This window comes from Pseudarthrobacter sp. CCNWLW217, from assembly GCF_037203985.1.
Classification (GTDB): Bacteria; Actinomycetota; Actinomycetes; order Actinomycetales; family Micrococcaceae; genus Arthrobacter.
On the sequence record NZ_JBBCBT010000001.1, the window covers coordinates 271,381 to 287,827 of the forward strand.

15 protein-coding genes are annotated in these 16,447 nt (G+C 65.5%); 8 read left to right on the forward strand and 7 right to left on the reverse strand.

All coding sequences use genetic code 11. The features are described 5' to 3' along the window. The first annotated feature begins 12 nt into the window (after window positions 1–12). From V9L18_RS01245 to V9L18_RS01265, 5 genes are all read left to right on the forward strand, one after another. Window positions 13–1,566: an aldehyde dehydrogenase family protein gene (locus V9L18_RS01245; RefSeq protein WP_337345355.1), complete on the forward strand. Its 1,554-nt coding sequence runs from the start codon at window positions 13–15 to the stop codon at window positions 1,564–1,566. A gap of 120 nt (window positions 1,567–1,686) precedes the next feature. After that, window positions 1,687–3,285 carry an APC family permease gene (locus V9L18_RS01250; protein WP_337345356.1) on the forward strand — a complete coding sequence of 533 codons (1,599 nt, stop codon included), beginning with the start codon at window positions 1,687–1,689 and terminating at the stop codon, window positions 3,283–3,285. Window positions 3,286–3,419: 134 nt separating this feature from the next. Continuing rightward, on the forward strand, window positions 3,420–4,238 hold the full coding sequence (locus V9L18_RS01255; protein WP_337345357.1) for an HAD family hydrolase: 819 nt from the start codon (window positions 3,420–3,422) through the stop codon (window positions 4,236–4,238). 96 nt (window positions 4,239–4,334) lie between these two features. Beyond that, window positions 4,335–4,580 (forward strand): hypothetical protein, encoded by a 246-nt coding sequence (locus V9L18_RS01260; protein WP_337345358.1) that lies wholly within the window; start codon window positions 4,335–4,337, stop codon window positions 4,578–4,580. Between the two features lie 64 nt (window positions 4,581–4,644). Next, entirely contained in the window at window positions 4,645–5,388 is a 744-nt protein-coding gene (locus tag V9L18_RS01265) for a glycerophosphodiester phosphodiesterase (RefSeq protein WP_337345612.1), read from the forward strand. A 39-nt stretch (window positions 5,389–5,427) separates the two neighbouring features. On the opposite strand, the gene V9L18_RS01270 is transcribed toward V9L18_RS01265, so the two are convergent. Continuing rightward, complete coding sequence (locus tag V9L18_RS01270) at window positions 5,428–5,850, reverse strand: hypothetical protein (RefSeq protein ID WP_337345359.1); 423 nt, start codon at window positions 5,848–5,850, stop codon at window positions 5,428–5,430. 130 nt (window positions 5,851–5,980) lie between these two features. Here V9L18_RS01270 and V9L18_RS01275 point away from each other — a divergent pair, with 130 nt between their 5' ends. After that, window positions 5,981–6,211 carry a DUF6480 family protein gene (locus V9L18_RS01275; RefSeq protein WP_337345360.1) on the forward strand — a complete coding sequence of 77 codons (231 nt, stop codon included), beginning with the start codon at window positions 5,981–5,983 and terminating at the stop codon, window positions 6,209–6,211. A 43-nt stretch (window positions 6,212–6,254) separates the two neighbouring features. Here V9L18_RS01275 and V9L18_RS01280 read toward each other — a convergent pair whose 3' ends face one another. The 3 genes from V9L18_RS01280 to V9L18_RS01290 form a co-directional block, all read right to left on the reverse strand. Next, window positions 6,255–7,319 (reverse strand): EAL domain-containing protein, encoded by a 1,065-nt coding sequence (locus tag V9L18_RS01280; RefSeq protein ID WP_337345361.1) that lies wholly within the window; start codon window positions 7,317–7,319, stop codon window positions 6,255–6,257. Between the two features lie 173 nt (window positions 7,320–7,492). Next, entirely contained in the window at window positions 7,493–9,028 is a 1,536-nt protein-coding gene (locus V9L18_RS01285; protein ID WP_337345362.1) for a putative bifunctional diguanylate cyclase/phosphodiesterase, read from the reverse strand. Between the two features lie 21 nt (window positions 9,029–9,049). Continuing rightward, window positions 9,050–10,657, reverse strand: a complete 1,608-nt coding sequence (locus V9L18_RS01290) for an ATP-binding protein (RefSeq protein WP_337345613.1) — start codon at window positions 10,655–10,657, stop codon at window positions 9,050–9,052. A gap of 241 nt (window positions 10,658–10,898) precedes the next feature. On the opposite strand from V9L18_RS01290, the gene V9L18_RS01295 reads away from it, so the two are divergent. Next, window positions 10,899–11,708 (forward strand): class I SAM-dependent methyltransferase, encoded by an 810-nt coding sequence (locus V9L18_RS01295; RefSeq protein WP_337345614.1) that lies wholly within the window; start codon window positions 10,899–10,901, stop codon window positions 11,706–11,708. Between the two features lie 9 nt (window positions 11,709–11,717). Here the strand turns inward: V9L18_RS01295 and V9L18_RS01300 are convergent, their stop codons facing one another. Genes V9L18_RS01300 through uriH form a run of 3 tightly spaced genes read right to left on the reverse strand, consistent with a single transcriptional unit; the run spans window position 11,718 to window position 15,187 of the window. Further along, a complete protein-coding gene (locus V9L18_RS01300; RefSeq protein WP_337345363.1) occupies window positions 11,718–12,701 on the reverse strand; it encodes a ribokinase in 984 nt (327 codons plus the stop codon). Continuing rightward, window positions 12,698–14,125: a uridine transporter UriT gene (uriT, locus tag V9L18_RS01305; protein WP_337345364.1), complete on the reverse strand. Its 1,428-nt coding sequence runs from the start codon at window positions 14,123–14,125 to the stop codon at window positions 12,698–12,700. Before uriT ends, V9L18_RS01300 begins: the two co-directional genes overlap by 4 nt. Then, complete coding sequence (uriH, locus tag V9L18_RS01310) at window positions 14,126–15,187, reverse strand: uridine-preferring nucleoside hydrolase UriH (RefSeq protein WP_337345365.1); 1,062 nt, start codon at window positions 15,185–15,187, stop codon at window positions 14,126–14,128. It abuts the gene before it with no gap. Window positions 15,188–15,421: 234 nt separating this feature from the next. On the opposite strand from uriH, the gene V9L18_RS01315 reads away from it, so the two are divergent. Beyond that, window positions 15,422–16,399 carry a LacI family DNA-binding transcriptional regulator gene (locus V9L18_RS01315; protein ID WP_337345615.1) on the forward strand — a complete coding sequence of 326 codons (978 nt, stop codon included), beginning with the start codon at window positions 15,422–15,424 and terminating at the stop codon, window positions 16,397–16,399. Window positions 16,400–16,447: the final 48 nt, after the last annotated feature.

Sequence of the window (16,447 nt, forward strand, 5' to 3'; positions counted from 1 at the left end):
GAAGGAGAAACCATGACCGCCACCGTTGAACAAATCCACCACGCCGGGAAAGGGCAGGACCCCATTAAGGGCCTGTACATTGACGGCTCATGGCACCAGGCATCCGACGGCGGGACAACAGTTGTGCGCTGTCCGGCGGACGGACATGAGGTAACGGTTGTAGCCTCGTCGACCGTCGAGGACGCTGAGCGGGCAATCGCGAGTGCACGGGCAGCGTTCGACGGCGGTGCGTGGCGCCGGCTGACGGACATCGAACGCGGCGAGGTGCTGCTGCGCATCGCCGGGCTGCTTGAGCGGGACAAGGCGGCTTACGCCCGGGCCGAGGCGCTGGACACGGGTAAGCGCCTCGTCGAGGCCGAATACGACATTGACGACATAGCCGCATGCTTCCGCTACTACGGAAAGATAGCGGGCCTCGATGCCGGCAGGGTTATCGATACGGGCCGGCCGAATGCCATCAGCCGCGTAGTCTACGAACCGCTTGGCGTCTGTTCCCTCATCGCACCATGGAACTACCCGCTCCTCCAGGCCGCCTGGAAAGTGGCACCGGCACTTGTCGCGGGAAACTCCTTTGTGCTCAAGCCCAGCGAGCTCACGCCGTCCACCTCCATCCTGCTCATGGAAACACTGGCAGAGGCCGGGGTTCCCGCCGGAGTCGCGAATCTGGTCACGGGATCCGGATCGAGGGTGGGTCCCGCGCTGAGTTCGGACCCGCGCGTGGACCTCGTCTCCCTGACCGGAAGCCTGGCTACGGGCCAGACCATCATGGCGGCCGCCGCGGAGACCGTGAAGCGCGTCGCCTTCGAGCTCGGCGGGAAGAACCCCAACGTCGTCTTCGCGGACGCGGACTGGGACGCCGCCGTCGACAACGCCCTGACAGCTGTTTTCCTGCACTCCGGCCAGGTCTGCTCGGCCGGGGCGCGGCTTGTCGTCGAGGAGACCATTGCGGAGCGCTTCGTTGCCGAGGTGGTTGAACGGGCGAAAAAGATCCGGATGGGCGGGCCGTTTGATCCCGACGCAGAAACGGGCCCGCTGATTTCCGCCAAGCACCGCGAACAGGTCCACGCCTACGTCCAGGCCGGCATCGCGGAGGGCGCCGAGCTGTTGTGCGGCGGCTACATCCCCGACGAGGGGACTCTTGCGGACGGATTCTTCTACCCGCCCACCGTGCTCGGCAACTGCCGCTCGGGTATGAGCGTGCTGCGGGAGGAGTCATTCGGCCCGGTGCTGACAGTCGAGACGTTCCGGACCGAAGCCGAGGCCGTTGCCATAGCCAACGACACGGAGTACGGCCTGGCGGGAGCGGTCTGGACATCGGACGCATCGAAAGCGCAGCGCGTTGCGGGCGCCCTCCGGCACGGAACAGTATGGATCAATGACTACCACCCGTATGTCCCGCAGGCGGAGTGGGGCGGATTCGGCAAGTCCGGCATTGGCCGTGAACTTGGCAGCGCGGGCCTCAACGAATACCGCGAGGCAAAACATATCTGGCAGAACATCCAGCCCGCACCCAGCGGCTGGTTCGGTTCATCTTCGGACGGAACGGGGGCGGTTCCGGCCGAATAGGCAACGGCAATGGGGGAACGGCCGGGCGCTGCCGAGCGCAGTGCCCGGCCCTGATATAAACCCGCGTCCAATGGCGGCCGCGGGTCATCACCATCGTGCTTTTCTCACTTAGGAGCTCGGATGTTAGAACCCACAAAGCGTGCAGACGCAAGTGGCATGGACGAATTCGGCTATGCCCAGACCCTGGACCGCAGCATCGGCAAGTTCGCCAGCTTCGCGGCAGGAGTCAGCTACATCTCCATCCTCACCGGCGTATTCCAACTTTTTTACTTTGGCTTTTCCATGGCCGGCCCCGCCTACGCGTGGTCCTGGCCCCTCGTTTTCGCCGGCCAGCTGATGGTAGCCCTCTGCTTTGCTGAGCTGGCAGGCCGCTACCCGGTGGCCGGCTCGGTGTACAACTGGGCCAAGCGGCTCTCGTCAGGGACGTTCGCCTGGCTGGCGGGCTGGCTGCTGCTCATCTCCTCGATCGTGGCGCTCGGGGCCGTGGCCCTTGCACTGCAGCTCACCCTGCCCCAGATCTGGTCCGGTTTCCAGATCATCGGCGACGGCACGGGCACTTACGATTTCGCCCTCAACGGCGTGCTGCTCGCCAGCATCATGATCTCCATCTCCACCATCATTAACGCCTTCGGCGTGAAGCTGATGACCAAAATTAACAGCATAGGCGTCTTCGTGGAGCTCGCTGCTGCCGTGCTTCTCATCCTGGCCCTTGCCTGGCATGTGGTGCGGGGGCCGGAAGTCCTTTTCAGCACCGCAGGCTACGGCATGGACCACGACCTTGGCTTCTTCGGGGTGTTCCTCATCGGCGCCATGGCCTCCGGTTACGTCATGTACGGCTTTGACACCGCCAGTTCCCTCGGCGAGGAGACGAAGGACCCGAAAAAGACAGCCCCCAAGGCCATCCTGCGTGCAATCACGGCGTCCTTCGTCCTGGGCGGACTAATTCTCCTTGGCGGACTCCTGGCCGCCCCCGACCTCAACGACCCCAAGCTGGGCGCCGCCGACGGCGGCCTGCAGTACATCGTGCTCTCCGTGTTGGGCGGCCCCTTCGGTAAGGCGTTCCTGGTGTGCATCGTCGTGGCAGTGATCGTCTGTACACTGGCCGTTCACGCCGCCGCCATCCGCATGATGTTCGCTATGGCCAGGGACAACAACCTGCCCTTTAGCGGCCAGCTCAGCAAGGTGCATCCAGAGCGGAAGACGCCTACGGTGGCGGCCATCGTCATCGGACTCATCGCCATCATTCCCCTGATCGTCAACGTCTCCCAGCCCGCGATCTTCACCATCCTTTCGAGCATCAGCATCGTCCTGATCTACCTGTCCTACCTGCTGGTCACCGTTCCGATGCTCCGCAAGCGGTTCCAGAAGAAGTGGCCGCTTGCGGACGACGACACCGAACCGGGCTTCAGCCTGGGCAAGTGGGGGCTGCCGGTGAACATTGTAGCGGTGCTTTGGGGCGGCGCCATGACCGTGAACCTGATCTGGCCCCGCCCGGAAATCTACAATTCAGTGCCCCCGTTTGAGTGGTACCTGCAGTGGGGCGGCGTCCTGTTTGTCGGTGCCGTCGCCGGCGGCGGCGCCCTGCTCTATCGGCTCAAGATCAGGCATCAGACCGGGGTGCTTGCCGCGCATGCGGCGCCCGCCGCAGAACGTTCGTCGGAGGGTCCGGCCCAAACGGAACCTCCGACGGCCACCGAACTGGTGTCCGTTCCTGACTGAGCAGGACGCCGGGAAGAGCCGGCAGCCATGGAAGGGTATCCCTTCGCCAAGCTCCACGGTGAAGGGACACCCTTCCGGCAACCGGCTTCAAAGATGAGGGCGAGCGGTCCAAGCAACCCACGTAGACTGGCAGGATGCGGCTGGTAGCAAGTGACATTGACGGAACCATTCTTGGACACGACGGAAAGATCAGCGACCGCACCGTCCGTGCCTTCCACGCCTGCCGGAAAGCCGGCGTCGAACTTGTTTTTGTCACCGGCCGTCCGCCGCGCTGGCTGCACCCCCTCGAAGAACAGCTGGGCCACACCGGCACCGTGATCTGCTCCAACGGCGCCGTGGTGTGGGACCTGGAGGATAACCGGTTGGTCTCCGCCCGGGCCCTCAGCATCGAATCGGTCCTGGAGATCCGCCGGATCATCAAGGAATTGCGGCCCACCGCACTCTTCGCAGCGGAAACCCTGACCGGCTTCCACCTCGAGCCCGGGTTCATCGAGAACGGATCCAGCGAACTGCTCGCCGAGTTCACGCCGGCACCGCTTGCTGACACGCTCACCCCGGATGACCGCGTCATCAAATTCCTGGCCATCGTCCGGGAAGGCACTCCGGACAGCTTCCTCGCCGAGGTGAAACCCGCCGTCCAGCACCTGGCCGCCGCCACACACTCCTCACCAGGGGTCTCCATGCTCGAGCTGTCCCTGCCCGGCGTCAACAAGGCCGTCACCCTGGCCGAATACGCCAAATCCCTGGGCATCGACGCCGCCGACGTGGTGGCCTTCGGCGACATGCCCAACGACATCGAGATGCTCCGCTGGGCCGGCCACGGCTACGGGATGGCCAGCGGCCACCCGGAGGCCATCCTTGCCGCCGGCCAGCAGGCGCCCCATTTCGACGACGACGGCGTGGCCCAGATTCTTGAGGCCCGGCTCACCTCGCTGGGGGTAAAACTTCCCTAGCTTGACGCCCTTTTTCACAGCTGGCGCTCACCTGCCGTTTACCTTGCCGCCCTAGCGTAGGAAGTGGACAACCGATCCGCGGCTCAAGGGGACATCATGGCAAGGAACGTCAAGCACGATGCGGCCGAAGCGCCGCTGCGTCCGGCGGTACCGGCGGCCCATTGGAAAAAGCTCAAGCAGGGCGACCGCGTCCTGGTCCGCCTCGCACCCGGCTTCGAAAGCGGCGGCCTCGTGGATGCCATCACGTGGGACCACACCGCCATTTGGGTGGACCTCGATGGCGGCCGCGGCCGCATGCTGCTGCACTGCAGCGATGGCGTGGAGGTTGTCCCGCAGGAGTAGCCGGTACGCTCGCATTGTGACTGCATCCTCGCCGTTCCTGCACAACGCCGGACGTCCGGTGGCCATGGCCCACCGCGGCTACTCGCGCGAGGGCCTGGAGAACTCCATGGCCGCGTTCCGCGCCGCCGTCGACCTCGGCTTTACCTACCTGGAAACGGATGTGCACACAACGTCGGACGGCGTGCTGGTGCTGTTCCACGACGAGACACTGGACCGGGTGACGGACGCCGTCGGCCGGATCTGTGAGCTCACCGCTGCCGAGGTGGCTGCGGCCCGGATCGGTGGCCACGAACCGGTGCCGCTGTTCGACGAACTGGTGGCTGCCCTTCCCGGGGTCAGGCTGAACCTGGACGTCAAGGACTGGAATTCGGTGCGAAGCCTCGCCGCCAGCATCGAGCGGCACAGCCTCCATGACCGTGTGCTGGTGGCCAGCTTCTCGGACCGACGACGCCGGGCGGTGCTGAAGCTGCTCAGCCGCCCCGTTGCGTCGTCGGCCGGGATTGCCACGAACACGCTCTTTTTCCTGTTGCGGCCCCTGCCCGCTGCTTGGCTCCGGCTGCTGCTCCGGGCCCCACTGAAGGACGTCCAGGCGCTGCAGGTCCCGGTCAGCTATGGCGGGTTCCGGGTGGTCACTCGCGGTTACGTCCGGCGCGCACACGCCCTGGGCCTGATGGTGCATGTGTGGACCATCAATGACCCCGCCGAAATGCGAAGGTTGCTGGACCTTGGCGTGGACGGCCTCGTGACCGACCGGGCAGACCTCCTCAAGCAGGTGCTGCTGGAACGCGGGGAGTGGCCGGAAACCTGAGCCCGGGAACCCGAAACGTCCCAGTCGCTTGCCAGACAGTCAGCTGCGGCCCAAGTCCCTGGAGGGGTCCTGGTCGCCCTCGCCCGGATCGGCGCGCAAGGAGTCAGGGTCGCCGTCCGGCAGGCCCGCCGGACCCGGAACATCGCGGGGAACACCCCCGGCGTCGTCAGCGGACTGGCCAGCGCCCTCCGCTGCGCCATCGCCTGAGGGGCCAGGAGCAGTGTCCGGCTCCGCCGGATGGGAAGAAACCGGTCCTGTCGCAGTGCCGGGTTTGAGTCCGGGCGCCTTTTCCTTCTCCGCCTCCATCGCGTTGGATCCTTCACTGATGGACGAATGGACCTCGACGTCGCTGTTGGGATCCGTGGGTTCCGGAACCCGGGTGTTCTCCGTGGGCGATGAGGTCCCCGCCAGGTCTTCCATGGCGTTTTCTGCCGCCTTGCCGATGCTGTCGCCGATGCCCATCTCAGTGCTCCTTCTGCTCGGGGGGACGGCCTGTCCTGCCATCCCGGAACCCTTCCAGAATTATCAGCATGCTTACAATTAGTCCAGAGCTGAGGAAGAGTCCGCAGCCATCCAGGAAGGAACCAGCACTATGAGCAGCTACCATCCGGAAAACGATCCCGCCAACCCGGACAGGCCAGGCGCGGAAACGGCCGACGCCGGCACGGATCAGGCGCGCCCAGCAAAGGACTCTGCCGGAACGGCCAATCCCGATCCGCAGGAGGGAAACATCACCGGCCTCGAACCGGGCGGCGGCGTCCCGCCGGGGGAGACCCCTCCGGCCGAGGACCAGATGAGCGGGGACCAGGGGCACAGCGAGTAGGCGGCCGCTGTTGCCCAAGGCTTCAGGGCACTGCGGCTCGCACTCAGTGCTTGTCGGCTGCCCCTGGTGAGCCGTGGGCAACGTTCTCCGCCTCGGAGAGCTGCCTTATCAGGCCGTCCGGGTCCTTGGCGGTGTTCCAGGCTGCCCAGTCCTGGGGCCGGACCGACGGCCGGCCCAGCAGGTAGCCCTGGCCGGCGCTGACGCCAAGATCCGTCAGCACCTGCAGTTCCTCGCGGGTTTCCACGCCTTCGGCTACCAGCACTGTGCCGATCTGCTCGGCGAAGTCCACCATGCAGGCCGCCAGCGCCTGCTGGGTTGAATCGCTGTCCACACCGCTGATGATGTCGCGTCCCAGTTTGATGAAATCGGGGCGCAGGTGAACCATCCGGCTCAGTGCGCCGGCTCCGGAGTGCGAGTCGTCGATGGCAATGCGGAGGCCGCGCTCACGCAGCGGGGTAATTGCGGAAACGAAATGCGGGTATTCGTCATCCGGAATTCCCTCGGTCAATTCGAGCACAATCCGACTCACTGGCAGTTCGATGTGGTCGAACAATTCGGGCAGCCGCGGGTCAATGCAGGACGTCGGTGAGACATTTAGGGAAACGTAGAGGTGTGGGGGGAGATTTGCGGCGGCGGCCGCAGCGGAGCCCAACGCGGAGAATTCCAGGTTCGCCCCCAGCCCCACGGACGCGGCCTCGGCAAACCACAGCTCGGCGCCTGCGCCGTCGTCGCTGACGAACCGCGAGAGTGCCTCCACGCCAACAACGCCCTTGCTCGCCAGGCCGTAGATTGGCTGGAAAGCGGTCATCAACATCTGGTTCTCCAGCAAGGCGCTGATCCTTGAGAGACTGCGGATGGCATCCAGGCGTTCGAGCAGCTGCGGGGGCATGGCGTCGCGGGGGAACGGCACTCGGGCGGTGTCCGGGGTTCCGCTGCCTATGCTGTCCTGTTGCCGGCTTTCCAGCAGATGCTCCAGGAGGGCCCTTTCGGGTACTCCCGGATTCTCATCAAGACGGTCGCTAAGACGCTGACGCGTGGCTGCCTGGGCAGGATCCGAACCTGCCAGCACAGCAGCAATTACTCCCCAAGCCTGTACTCGAACCGACATTAACTACGCCCCCAGTTGACGAAGTAATGACCCGTTGGCCCCGTAATTGTTCAATTTCCAGATACCTTCGGAATCAGCCACTTCTGATTATGTCCGATCTCCCATGCAGTGTAATTCTGACACCGCATCATGATCGTATATCGGGCAGGGCAAAAGTACAGCCCTTTTCCGCACTATAGGCCCACATTCCCGGCCGGGAACGCCGCCGCCACCAGGGCGGGGATATCCTCGGCGGGCAAGGGCCTGCTGAAGAAGTAGCCCTGCGCACTGAGGCAGCCCAGGTTGCGCAAGTGCTCAGCCTGCTCAGCCGTTTCCACACCTTCCCATACAGCCTCGAGCCCGCAGGCCCGCACCAGTTGCAGGACTGCGGCCACCAGGGCGGGCTGGGTGGGGTCCGTTCCCAGTCCAACGATCAGGGAACGGTCCACCTTGACCCGATCCACCGGGAGCCGCCGAAGGTAGCTGATGGATGAGTAGCCCGTCCCGAAATCGTCGATTTCGATCCCAACGCCCAGCCCGCGCAGGCCGCCCAGCGAATAGCGGTCCAGATCATTGCCCTTCACGATGGCCATCTCGGTGAGCTCCAGGACAACCTGCTCGGGACGGACACCCGTCTCCTTCAGGACTCCCCGGACATCCTCGATGAACTGGAGGCTCTGCAGGTCGGTGGCCGAAATGTTGATCCGTACCGAGAACCTGCTGTCCACCGCATCTTCGTCGACCCACTGGCGTAGCTGCTCCACGGCGGTAGTGAGGACCCAGCGGCCAAGCTCCGAGATCAGGCCGGCCTCTTCCGCCAGGGGGATGAATTCATCGGGCATGATCCGTCCCCGGGTGGGGTGGTTCCAGCGGATCAGTGCCTCCACACCCTCCACGCGGCCTGTGGCCAGCTCCACCACAGGCTGGTAATGGAGCACCAGGCCTTCGCCCTTCAGCGCGGACCTCAGGTCATCCACCAGCTGGCTGCGGAGCCGGCGCACCAGCAGGAGCCCGGGCTCGAAGAAGTGGAGCCGGTTCAGGCCCTCGGCTTTTGAGGCGTACATGGCCACATCGGCCTGCATCAGCATTTCTTCGGGGCCCTGGCCGGCATCCCCGACGCTCAGGCCCAGGCTTGCGGCGCAGCGGATGCTCCGGTCGGGAAGCTCGATCGGTTCTTTCAGCGCTGCCAGGATCCGTTGTCCAACGACGGCGGCCTGGTCGGCTCCCGTCGCCGGCATCACGATGGCAAACTCGTCTCCGCCCAACCGGGCCACGACGTCGGTGCTGCGGACTGCATTCCGGATGCGTTCGGCCACGGTGATCAGCACCTTGTCCCCGGCGGTGTGGCCCTGGGTGTCGTTGATCGATTTGAAGGCGTCCAGGTCCAGCAGCAGGATGACGGGTGAGTCTGCCGTCCCGTCGGACTGCGCCGACTTCAGCGCAGTCAGGAGCGCTGAACGGTTGGCCAGCCCGGTGAGCGGGTCCTGCATGGCCATTTTCTGCATCTCCAAGTGGGCCTCGTGGAGCAGCTTGGTCCTGACCTCCACCCGCTGTTCGAGTTCCTCGTAGATAATCTGCAGGTCTTCGGCGAGGAGGTTCGTGCCCATGATGATGGCATCGAGCTCGTCCCTGGCGGGGGACACTTCAATCCTCGAGTTGAGGTCGCCGGAGGCCAGCCGGACGATGCCCTCCAGCAGCTGCGAGACCCTGGGGTCATTGTCAGCAAACACCTGGATTGCTCCTTCCGGCGGTCAGCTCGCCCGGGCCTCATGGGCAAGCGGCAGGGTCACGGTGACCGTGGTGCCTGCTCCCAGCTCCGAGGCAACATCAATGTGGCCCCCGTGCCGGCTCACGATGTCCTTCGTGATGGCCAGGCCCAGGCCGGTGCCCGGGACCGCCCCGGCCATTGCATTGGAAGCGCGGTAGAAGCGCGTGAACACATGGGAGATTTCCTCACTGGAAATGCCTATCCCGGTGTCCGTCACGCGGACGGTTGCCCATCGCGTGCCGTCAGAGTCGGCATGGGCAGCACTTCCCACGTGGATCTTTCCTCCGCTGGGAGTGAACTTGATGGCATTGGAGACCAAGTTGGTGAAGACCTGCTGCAGTTGAACCTCATCCCCCATGAGTTCAGGATCCTCCTGTGCGGGTTCCAGCGCTATGGTGACATCCTGCAGCGTGGCCAGCGGGCGGAGGGCACCGGCCACGATTTCCAGCGTACGGCCCAGCCGGACCGGCGTCAGGTGAAGCTGGCCATCCCCGCCACCGCTGCGGGAAACACTCAGCATGTCCTCGATGAGCATCCGCAGCCGTTCCGTGTTCCGGACCACGATGTCCAGCATCTGGTGGACCTCCGGCGACACGGGATCCGCCGTGCTCTCCTGGATCATGTCCAGGTACGCCATGATCGACGTCAATGGCGTTCGCAGTTCATGGTTGACCGTAGCGAGGAAATCGGTCTTGGCCTTGTCCAGCTCCTGCAGTTGCTTGACCACCTGGAGCTGGCTGCTGATCAGGTGGCTTTGGATCAGTCCATGGGCTGCATTGCCTGCCACATGCTGGATGAGCCCCAGTTCGGCGCGTGACCACGCCCGCGGGCTGTCCAGCAGGGCGATCCACAAAATACCCAGGGAAGAGTTTCCTTCTCCCATGGGCACCACCACAGATGCCTTCGCGTGCAGGTCCTCCAGCGACTTGGGGAGCCTGATGGAACCGTCTGAGCCGTCAGAGGTCAGCACTTCAGCCCTGGCCCACAGCTGGTCGGCCGTGGAGCGGGCTGTGGCTTCATCCTCCAGCGGGCCCGCCCGCAGCGGATCCAGGCCGGGCCGGCTCCACTGGGCGGTGATTGGGGGAACACGCTCATCTTCGAACGTGGTCAGCCACACGTGGTCGGCGCCAAACGTTTCGCCAAACCCGGTCACGACGTAGTCGGCGATTTCCTGCGGATCATTGGTTCCCCGCACAGCAGCCGAAACCAGCCTGAGCTGCTCGCGCAAGGCCTCGGCCTCCTGCCGTGCCCGGGTGCGCCGCTCCACGAGGTTGATCAGGGCAGTTGCGCGGTGCACAAGCTCCTTGGCAGCCGGAGGCTTGGCGATGCAGTCACGGACCCCCGAACCTTCGATGGCAGCGATCTCGTTGGCATCGTCCAGGTCCACCAGCACCAGCACCGGCACGCGGGACTCCCGCGGAGAGAGGGAACTGTCAACCACAAGGACCGATGGGCGGCCGCCCTCGAGCAGCGGGAACAGGGTCACGGCGTCCTCTGCCGTGTGGACCAAATAGCCGGCGTCGCGGAGGGCTGCGGCGCTGGACGCCAGCCGCCCGCCGTCGGGGTCGGCCACCACAGCTGTGCGTTGCATAGCTGTGACAAAGGGTGTGTCCGCTGCCACTATGCTCCCTTCGCTCCTAATTGAGTACATTCTAGGGGGATGCGGCACAGCTGCTTCCGAATCGTCGCGTGTACCGATGCGCCGGGGTTGAAGCTGCCCGGGCTTGCACGTTGGCCTGGCTGAGGACAGATACCCGGCAGTAACCGACGTTAACTGAAGAATTGTTGCCTGCCCGACATATATTTGGACCGTGTCTTCCCCAGCGAAAACCATGCGCTCCGCCCTGCGGAAGTACCTCATGGTCCCCAAACTCATCAGGCTGTCCCGCTCCGCGCCGAAGGACAGGACTGTTGCCTGGGACCGGTACTGGGCCGGAATAGCCCAAACCGGTGCGCAGAGCGAAGTGCTGTGGGACTCCGGAAGCGATCACGAGTTGCTTGGCTACGCTGCCGTGCTCCAGCGGCACTTGGATCCGGCTTTGCCGGTGGTGGACGTGGGATGCGGCCACGGCAGCTTCACCCGTGCCCTGGCACCGTCTTTCCCGAGGGCCATCGGCGTGGACGTGTCCTCGCACGCCGTGGAACGGGCCCGGGAAGAGTCCGCGGGAATCGACAATGTCACCTTCCTGGTGCGCGACATGACCCAACCGGATGCCGGTGCCGGGCTAGCCGGCGGAACCGACGCCAACGTCTTCATCCGTGGCGTCCTGCACGTGCTGGAACCGGCCGAGCGGAGGGCCCTGGTGGAGAATCTCCGGCAAGTGGTGGGTACGCGCGGCGCGGTCTTCCTGGCCGAAACCAACTTCCAGGGCAACGCTGTTGAGTATGTGACACATCTTGGCGCCACGAGGGAATCTATCCCCGCGCCACTGGAACGGGCCATCCGCGAACTGCCAATGCCCGGCCACTTTGGCCCGGCAGAGCGCAGCAGGGCCTTGCCGCCGGAGACCTGGGAATTGCTGGAGGACGGACCCACAACCATCGAAATAAACCCGATGACCGGGGACGCGGCCGCCAGCCTCGTCCCCGGCTACTTCGCGGTGTTGAAGCCCCGAAACCAGTCCCTGCAACCCCCGGGGTAAGCCGCGGCCCTAGTTCCGGGGATCCAGCAGTCGCTCCACGTCTCCGATGTCCGCGTAGGCAGCCTGCGTGCCCTTGCGCGTGGTGGCCAGGGCAGCCGCCACCGAGGCGAACCGGGCAGCAGCCGCCAGCGGCTGGCCTGCGGCCAGGCGTGCGGCCACGGCCCCCGTGAACGCGTCCCCGGCGCCGGTGGTGTCCACAGCTTTGACCGCTGTGGGCGCAATCTTCGTGACTTTCGGACCGGCCGTCTCTGAGTCCAGGACCACGGAACCTTCCGCGCCGAGGGTGAGAAGGACCTTGAACAGCCCGCGCTCGGCGAACCGGACCCGGATCCGGTCCCAGTCGGCGTCGTCCGCTGCGGCGTCCGGCATCCCTCCTGAGCCAAGGAAAAGTGACGCCTCGTGGGCGTTGACCAACAGGACGTCCGTCAGTTCCGTCAGTTCGCGGTTGATCGCCGCGTACGGCGAGAGGTTCAGCAGCACGGTGGCGCCGGCGTCGTGCCCGGCCCGCGCTGCGGCCTCCACTGTTTCTGGGCTGACTTCCAGGCAGAGGCAGACCACCGCGGCGCCGTCGAACTCCTCCGCTGACGCCGCGACGTCCGTGGGGGACAGCGTGCCGTTGGCGCCGGCGGAGATGATGATGTTGTTCTCGCCCTTCTCGTCCACGGCGATGACAGCCACGCCCGTAGCCTCTGACGCGGACGAGCGGACCCGCGAAATATCCACGCCCGCGCTGGCCGCGGAAGTCAGCAGCATCTCGCCGTTGGCGTCATTCCCCACGGCGCCGACGAGGCTCACGGAGCCGCCCAGCAGGCTCGCCGCAACGGCCTGGTTGGCGCTCTTGCCGCCGGGATTGACGGCAAAGCCGGTGCCGTGCACCGTTTCGCCCGGCCGCGGGAGCCGCTCGCAGTAGATGGTCAGGTCCGCGTTCAGGGACCCGACGACGACGATCCGGCCGGTCTTTTCGACGGCGGTGCCTACGGTTCCGGCGCTCATTCGGCCACCTCAGCCTCAACTGGCTTCGGGATCAGGAGCGAGGCCGCAAACGCCGCAACCGTGATGACCAGCCCGGTGACCACGACGGTCAGGTAGGAAGCCTTTGCGTCCCCGAGCGCCGACGTCGCCACCAGCACGGCAGGGAGCACCAGGAAGCTGAGGCCGGCACCGAGGTTGAAGGCCCCGGCGTTCATGCCGGGCAGGAAGCCGGGGTTGCCGGCAGGGGAGAGCACCACACCGAGGCCGTTGAGCATGATGTTGACCGTACCGGCGTACATGATGCCCAGCAAGACCGTTCCGGCGATCATCAGCGGCAGGCTGCTGAGCCCGAAGAACGCGATGATGGCCAGGGCCGCGACGCTGCCCAGCATGCCGATGCGCAGCACCTTGGTGTAACCAAACACGGGTGCCAGCTTGCCGCTGAGGGGTCCCACCACCCAGCCGAGAAGGGCGTACGGCGTGAGGATGATGAGCGACATTTCGGTGGGGCCCACGCCGAACCCGGGAGCCGCGGCCTGCACGTAGGCGGGAATGATGCCATTGATGACGGCGAAGATGCCGGTCATGGTCAGGGTAGTGGTCAGCAGCGGCGCCCACGTGGAGCGCTGGCGCAGGTGAATGGTTTCCACCATGGGCTCCTTCGCCCGCTTTTCCACCGTCCAGAACGCATAAAACGCGACGGCGGCAACGGCCACCAGGCCGATGGCCAGGATGAGGGTGCCCGCCGAGAACGCGCCTACCAGCTTGGAGCCTTCGTTCAGGGCCGTGAGCAGTGCGCCGACGGCCACCACGATGAAGAACACACCCAGCCAGTCCATGCTGGTTCCGGCAGCCGGTTTGCTTTCGCCGGCAAGGAAGGCGATCAGGGCAGTGGCCATGACTGCAAGGACCACCATCAGCCAGAAGATGCTGCGGAAGCCGTAGTGCTCGGCGAAGTAACCGCCCACGAAGGAGTCAACGCCGGCCACGCCGCCGTTGACTGCAGTGATGAGGCCCATAAGCGTGCCGTACTTGCGCGGGTTGGCGACGGCGGAGCGCAGCATGATGAGGCATAGCGGCACGGTGGGGCCGCTGACGCCTTGGATGATGCGGCCCACAAACAGCCACGTGACGTCCGGGGCCAGTGCCGCGATGACGGAACCGACCGCCATCAGCAGCATCATGCCGATCAGGATCTTCTTGCGGCCGATGATGTCGCTCAGGCGCGGCAGGAAGAGTGAGAACAGCGCGGCCGCAGTGAAGAACCAGGTCTGGGACAGTCCGATGACGGCCTGGTCGGTGTTCAGTTCGTTGCCCATGGTGACCAGGGCAGGGCTGAGCATGGAGGCGTTGAGCTGGAATGCCACGCAGGCGGCCAGCAGGGCGACCATGAGGGCGGTGACGTTGCCGCGGGAAGTCTTGGTTTCGGCGAGTGTGGCGGTCATTTACTTGATCCCTCCGATGGTGACCTGGGCACGTTCCTGGCGTTCGCCGTCGGCCGCGTTGGCGTTGGTGCCCTTCTCGCCGGTGAGTGGTTCGCCGATCCGGATGAGCGCGTCGGTGACGAGGTCCCAGAACCGTCCGTGGTCCAGGTCGACGGCGACCGAGGTGTTGCAGTCAGCGGGAGCAGGTGCGCGGAAGTCGGCCACCGTCATGCCGAGGGTCAGCCTGCCCCGGAGTTCGATGTCCACGGGCACCCTGCGCGTGGTGACAATGCTGGGGTCGATCACGTAGGCCACGGCGCAGGGGTCGTGCACTGGCGGGTAGTCGAAGCCCTGGGCATCTTTGTAGGTCCGGGTGAAGAACTCCATCAGTTCCATCACGAACTTCGCCGGTTTGGTGCCCACTGCGTCGATCTTCGCCACGACTTCCGGGGTGGCGAGTGCCTGGTGGGTGAGGTCAAGGCCCACCATCACCACGGGCCACTTTTCGTTGAACACGATGTGCGCTGCCTCGGGGTCGATGATGATGTTGAACTCAGCCACGGCGCTCCAGTTGCCTACGTGGTAGCCGCCGCCCATGAGGACCACTTCCTTGACACGCTCCACGATGCGCGGTTCCTTGCGGGCAGCCATGGCGATGTTGGTCAGTCCGGCGGTGGGGACCAGGGTCACGGTGCCCGGTTCGTGGGCCATGACGGTATCGATGATGAGGTCGACGGCGTGGCGGGGATCCAGCTCGATGGCGGACTCGGGCTGGGCGGGGCCATCCATGCCGCTTTCGCCGTGGATGTCCGGCGCTGTTTCGATAGTGCGCACCAGCGGCCGGTCGCAGCCGGCGGCGAACGGAACACCCGTGATGCCGGCGATAGTCCCTACGGACAGGGCGTTGCGGGTGACTTTTTCTAGGGTTTGGTTGCCCACCACGGTGGTAACAGCCAGGAGCTCGATATCCGGGTTGCCGTGCGCGAGCAGTATCGCCACGGCGTCGTCATGGCCCGGGTCGCAATCCAGGATGATCTTTTTGCGGCCGGGGGTGGCGGGGTTGGGGTCCACGTTTGTCTCCACGTCATTGGGGCCTGCCAGGGCGGGGCACCGGCAGGGCGCTAAAGCAATCAAGGGAGATCATGGCATCCGGGACGCCAGTGCGTCAAGCGCTTAACGTAGATTGAGTCAAGCGCTTGATGCCTTGGGGTGTCTGGTGACGCCGAGTGGGCCGCCAGCGCCGACTACCATCGAGGTATGGAAACCGCGGAGCACACCCAGCAGCAGCCGGGCCGGGGAGCGCGGGTCACGGCAGCCATGGTTGCCGCCCGGGCCGGCGTCTCGACGGCGACTGTTTCCCTGGTGGCCAATGGCAAAACCCGGGGTCGCGTATCCGAGGACAACATCACGCGCGTGCGGGACGCGATCGCTGAGCTTGGCTATGTGGTGGACAGTGTGGGCAGCTCGCTCGCCAAGGGCGTGAGCTCCATTGTCATCCTGGTGGCGCCGGATATCTCCAACCCGTTCTTCGCCAAGGTCATCGCCGGAGTCAGGGAATCCCTGGGCGCGGACTACCAGCTCCTTTTGTCCGTGACGGATGCAGGCGAGTTTCCCCAGGCCCACGACGTCCGCAAGCTGATGGCACTGCGCCCGGCCGGCCTTCTCGTGGACGCCCCGAACTCCGACTTCCTTGAGGACCTCTCGGCTGCCGGGCCGCTGGTGCTGCTCGACGCCCCCGGGCTGGAGTCGTACGCGCCCTCAGTGAACCTTGACGTGGCCTCCGGGGCACGCCAGTTGGCAGCCCATTTGGCCGAGGCCGGGCACCGGACGGTGGCCTACGTGGACAGCGTGACCGGCACCGCCACCTTCGATGTCCGGCGCACCGCCTTCCTGGAAGAAGCCGCACTGCGGGGGATCTCGGTGCCTTCCGGCTGCATAATCAGCACCACGATTGACGTCGGTGCGGCGGCGGCCGCCTTCACGCAGGCGTGGCCGCTTTGGCAGCGGGCCGGGGTGACCGCCGTCGTCTGCGGTACCGATACCCACGCCTACGGTGTGCTGCAGGAGGCCCGGGTGGCAGGCGTCCGCATTCCCCGCCAGCTTGCCGTAGCCGGCTTTGACGACCTCCCGTATTCGGCTACCAGCAATCCCGGCCTTACCAGCGTGCACCTGCCTGCGACGCCGCTGGGCCAGAAGGCAGGGGAGCAGCTGCGGGCCCTCATGGAGGGCAGGCCGCTGGAACAGGCCCAGCTGACCTTGGCGAGCTCCCTCGTGGTGCGCGGCTCCACAGCCTGACTGTTCCCCCGCCGCCCCCCACCCAACTAGGTAGCAGCAGATGTCGTT

Coding starts and splice junctions, on each gene's coding strand:
- V9L18_RS01260 (WP_337345358.1), top strand. CDS start 4,335: ATGGCAAGGAACGTCAAGCACGATGCGGCCGAAGCGCCGCTGCGTCCG.
- V9L18_RS01290 (WP_337345613.1), bottom strand. CDS start 10,657: ATGCAACGCACAGCTGTGGTGGCCGACCCCGACGGCGGGCGGCTGGCG.
- V9L18_RS01250 (WP_337345356.1), top strand. CDS start 1,687: ATGTTAGAACCCACAAAGCGTGCAGACGCAAGTGGCATGGACGAATTC.
- V9L18_RS01245 (WP_337345355.1), top strand. CDS start 13: ATGACCGCCACCGTTGAACAAATCCACCACGCCGGGAAAGGGCAGGAC.
- V9L18_RS01270 (WP_337345359.1), bottom strand. CDS start 5,850: ATGGGCATCGGCGACAGCATCGGCAAGGCGGCAGAAAACGCCATGGAA.
- V9L18_RS01275 (WP_337345360.1), top strand. CDS start 5,981: ATGAGCAGCTACCATCCGGAAAACGATCCCGCCAACCCGGACAGGCCA.
- V9L18_RS01300 (WP_337345363.1), bottom strand. CDS start 12,701: ATGAGCGCCGGAACCGTAGGCACCGCCGTCGAAAAGACCGGCCGGATC.
- V9L18_RS01265 (WP_337345612.1), top strand. CDS start 4,645: ATGGCCCACCGCGGCTACTCGCGCGAGGGCCTGGAGAACTCCATGGCC.
- V9L18_RS01315 (WP_337345615.1), top strand. CDS start 15,422: ATGGTTGCCGCCCGGGCCGGCGTCTCGACGGCGACTGTTTCCCTGGTG.
- V9L18_RS01295 (WP_337345614.1), top strand. CDS start 10,899: ATGCGCTCCGCCCTGCGGAAGTACCTCATGGTCCCCAAACTCATCAGG.
- uriT (WP_337345364.1), bottom strand. CDS start 14,125: ATGACCGCCACACTCGCCGAAACCAAGACTTCCCGCGGCAACGTCACC.
- V9L18_RS01255 (WP_337345357.1), top strand. CDS start 3,420: ATGCGGCTGGTAGCAAGTGACATTGACGGAACCATTCTTGGACACGAC.
- V9L18_RS01280 (WP_337345361.1), bottom strand. CDS start 7,319: ATGTCGGTTCGAGTACAGGCTTGGGGAGTAATTGCTGCTGTGCTGGCA.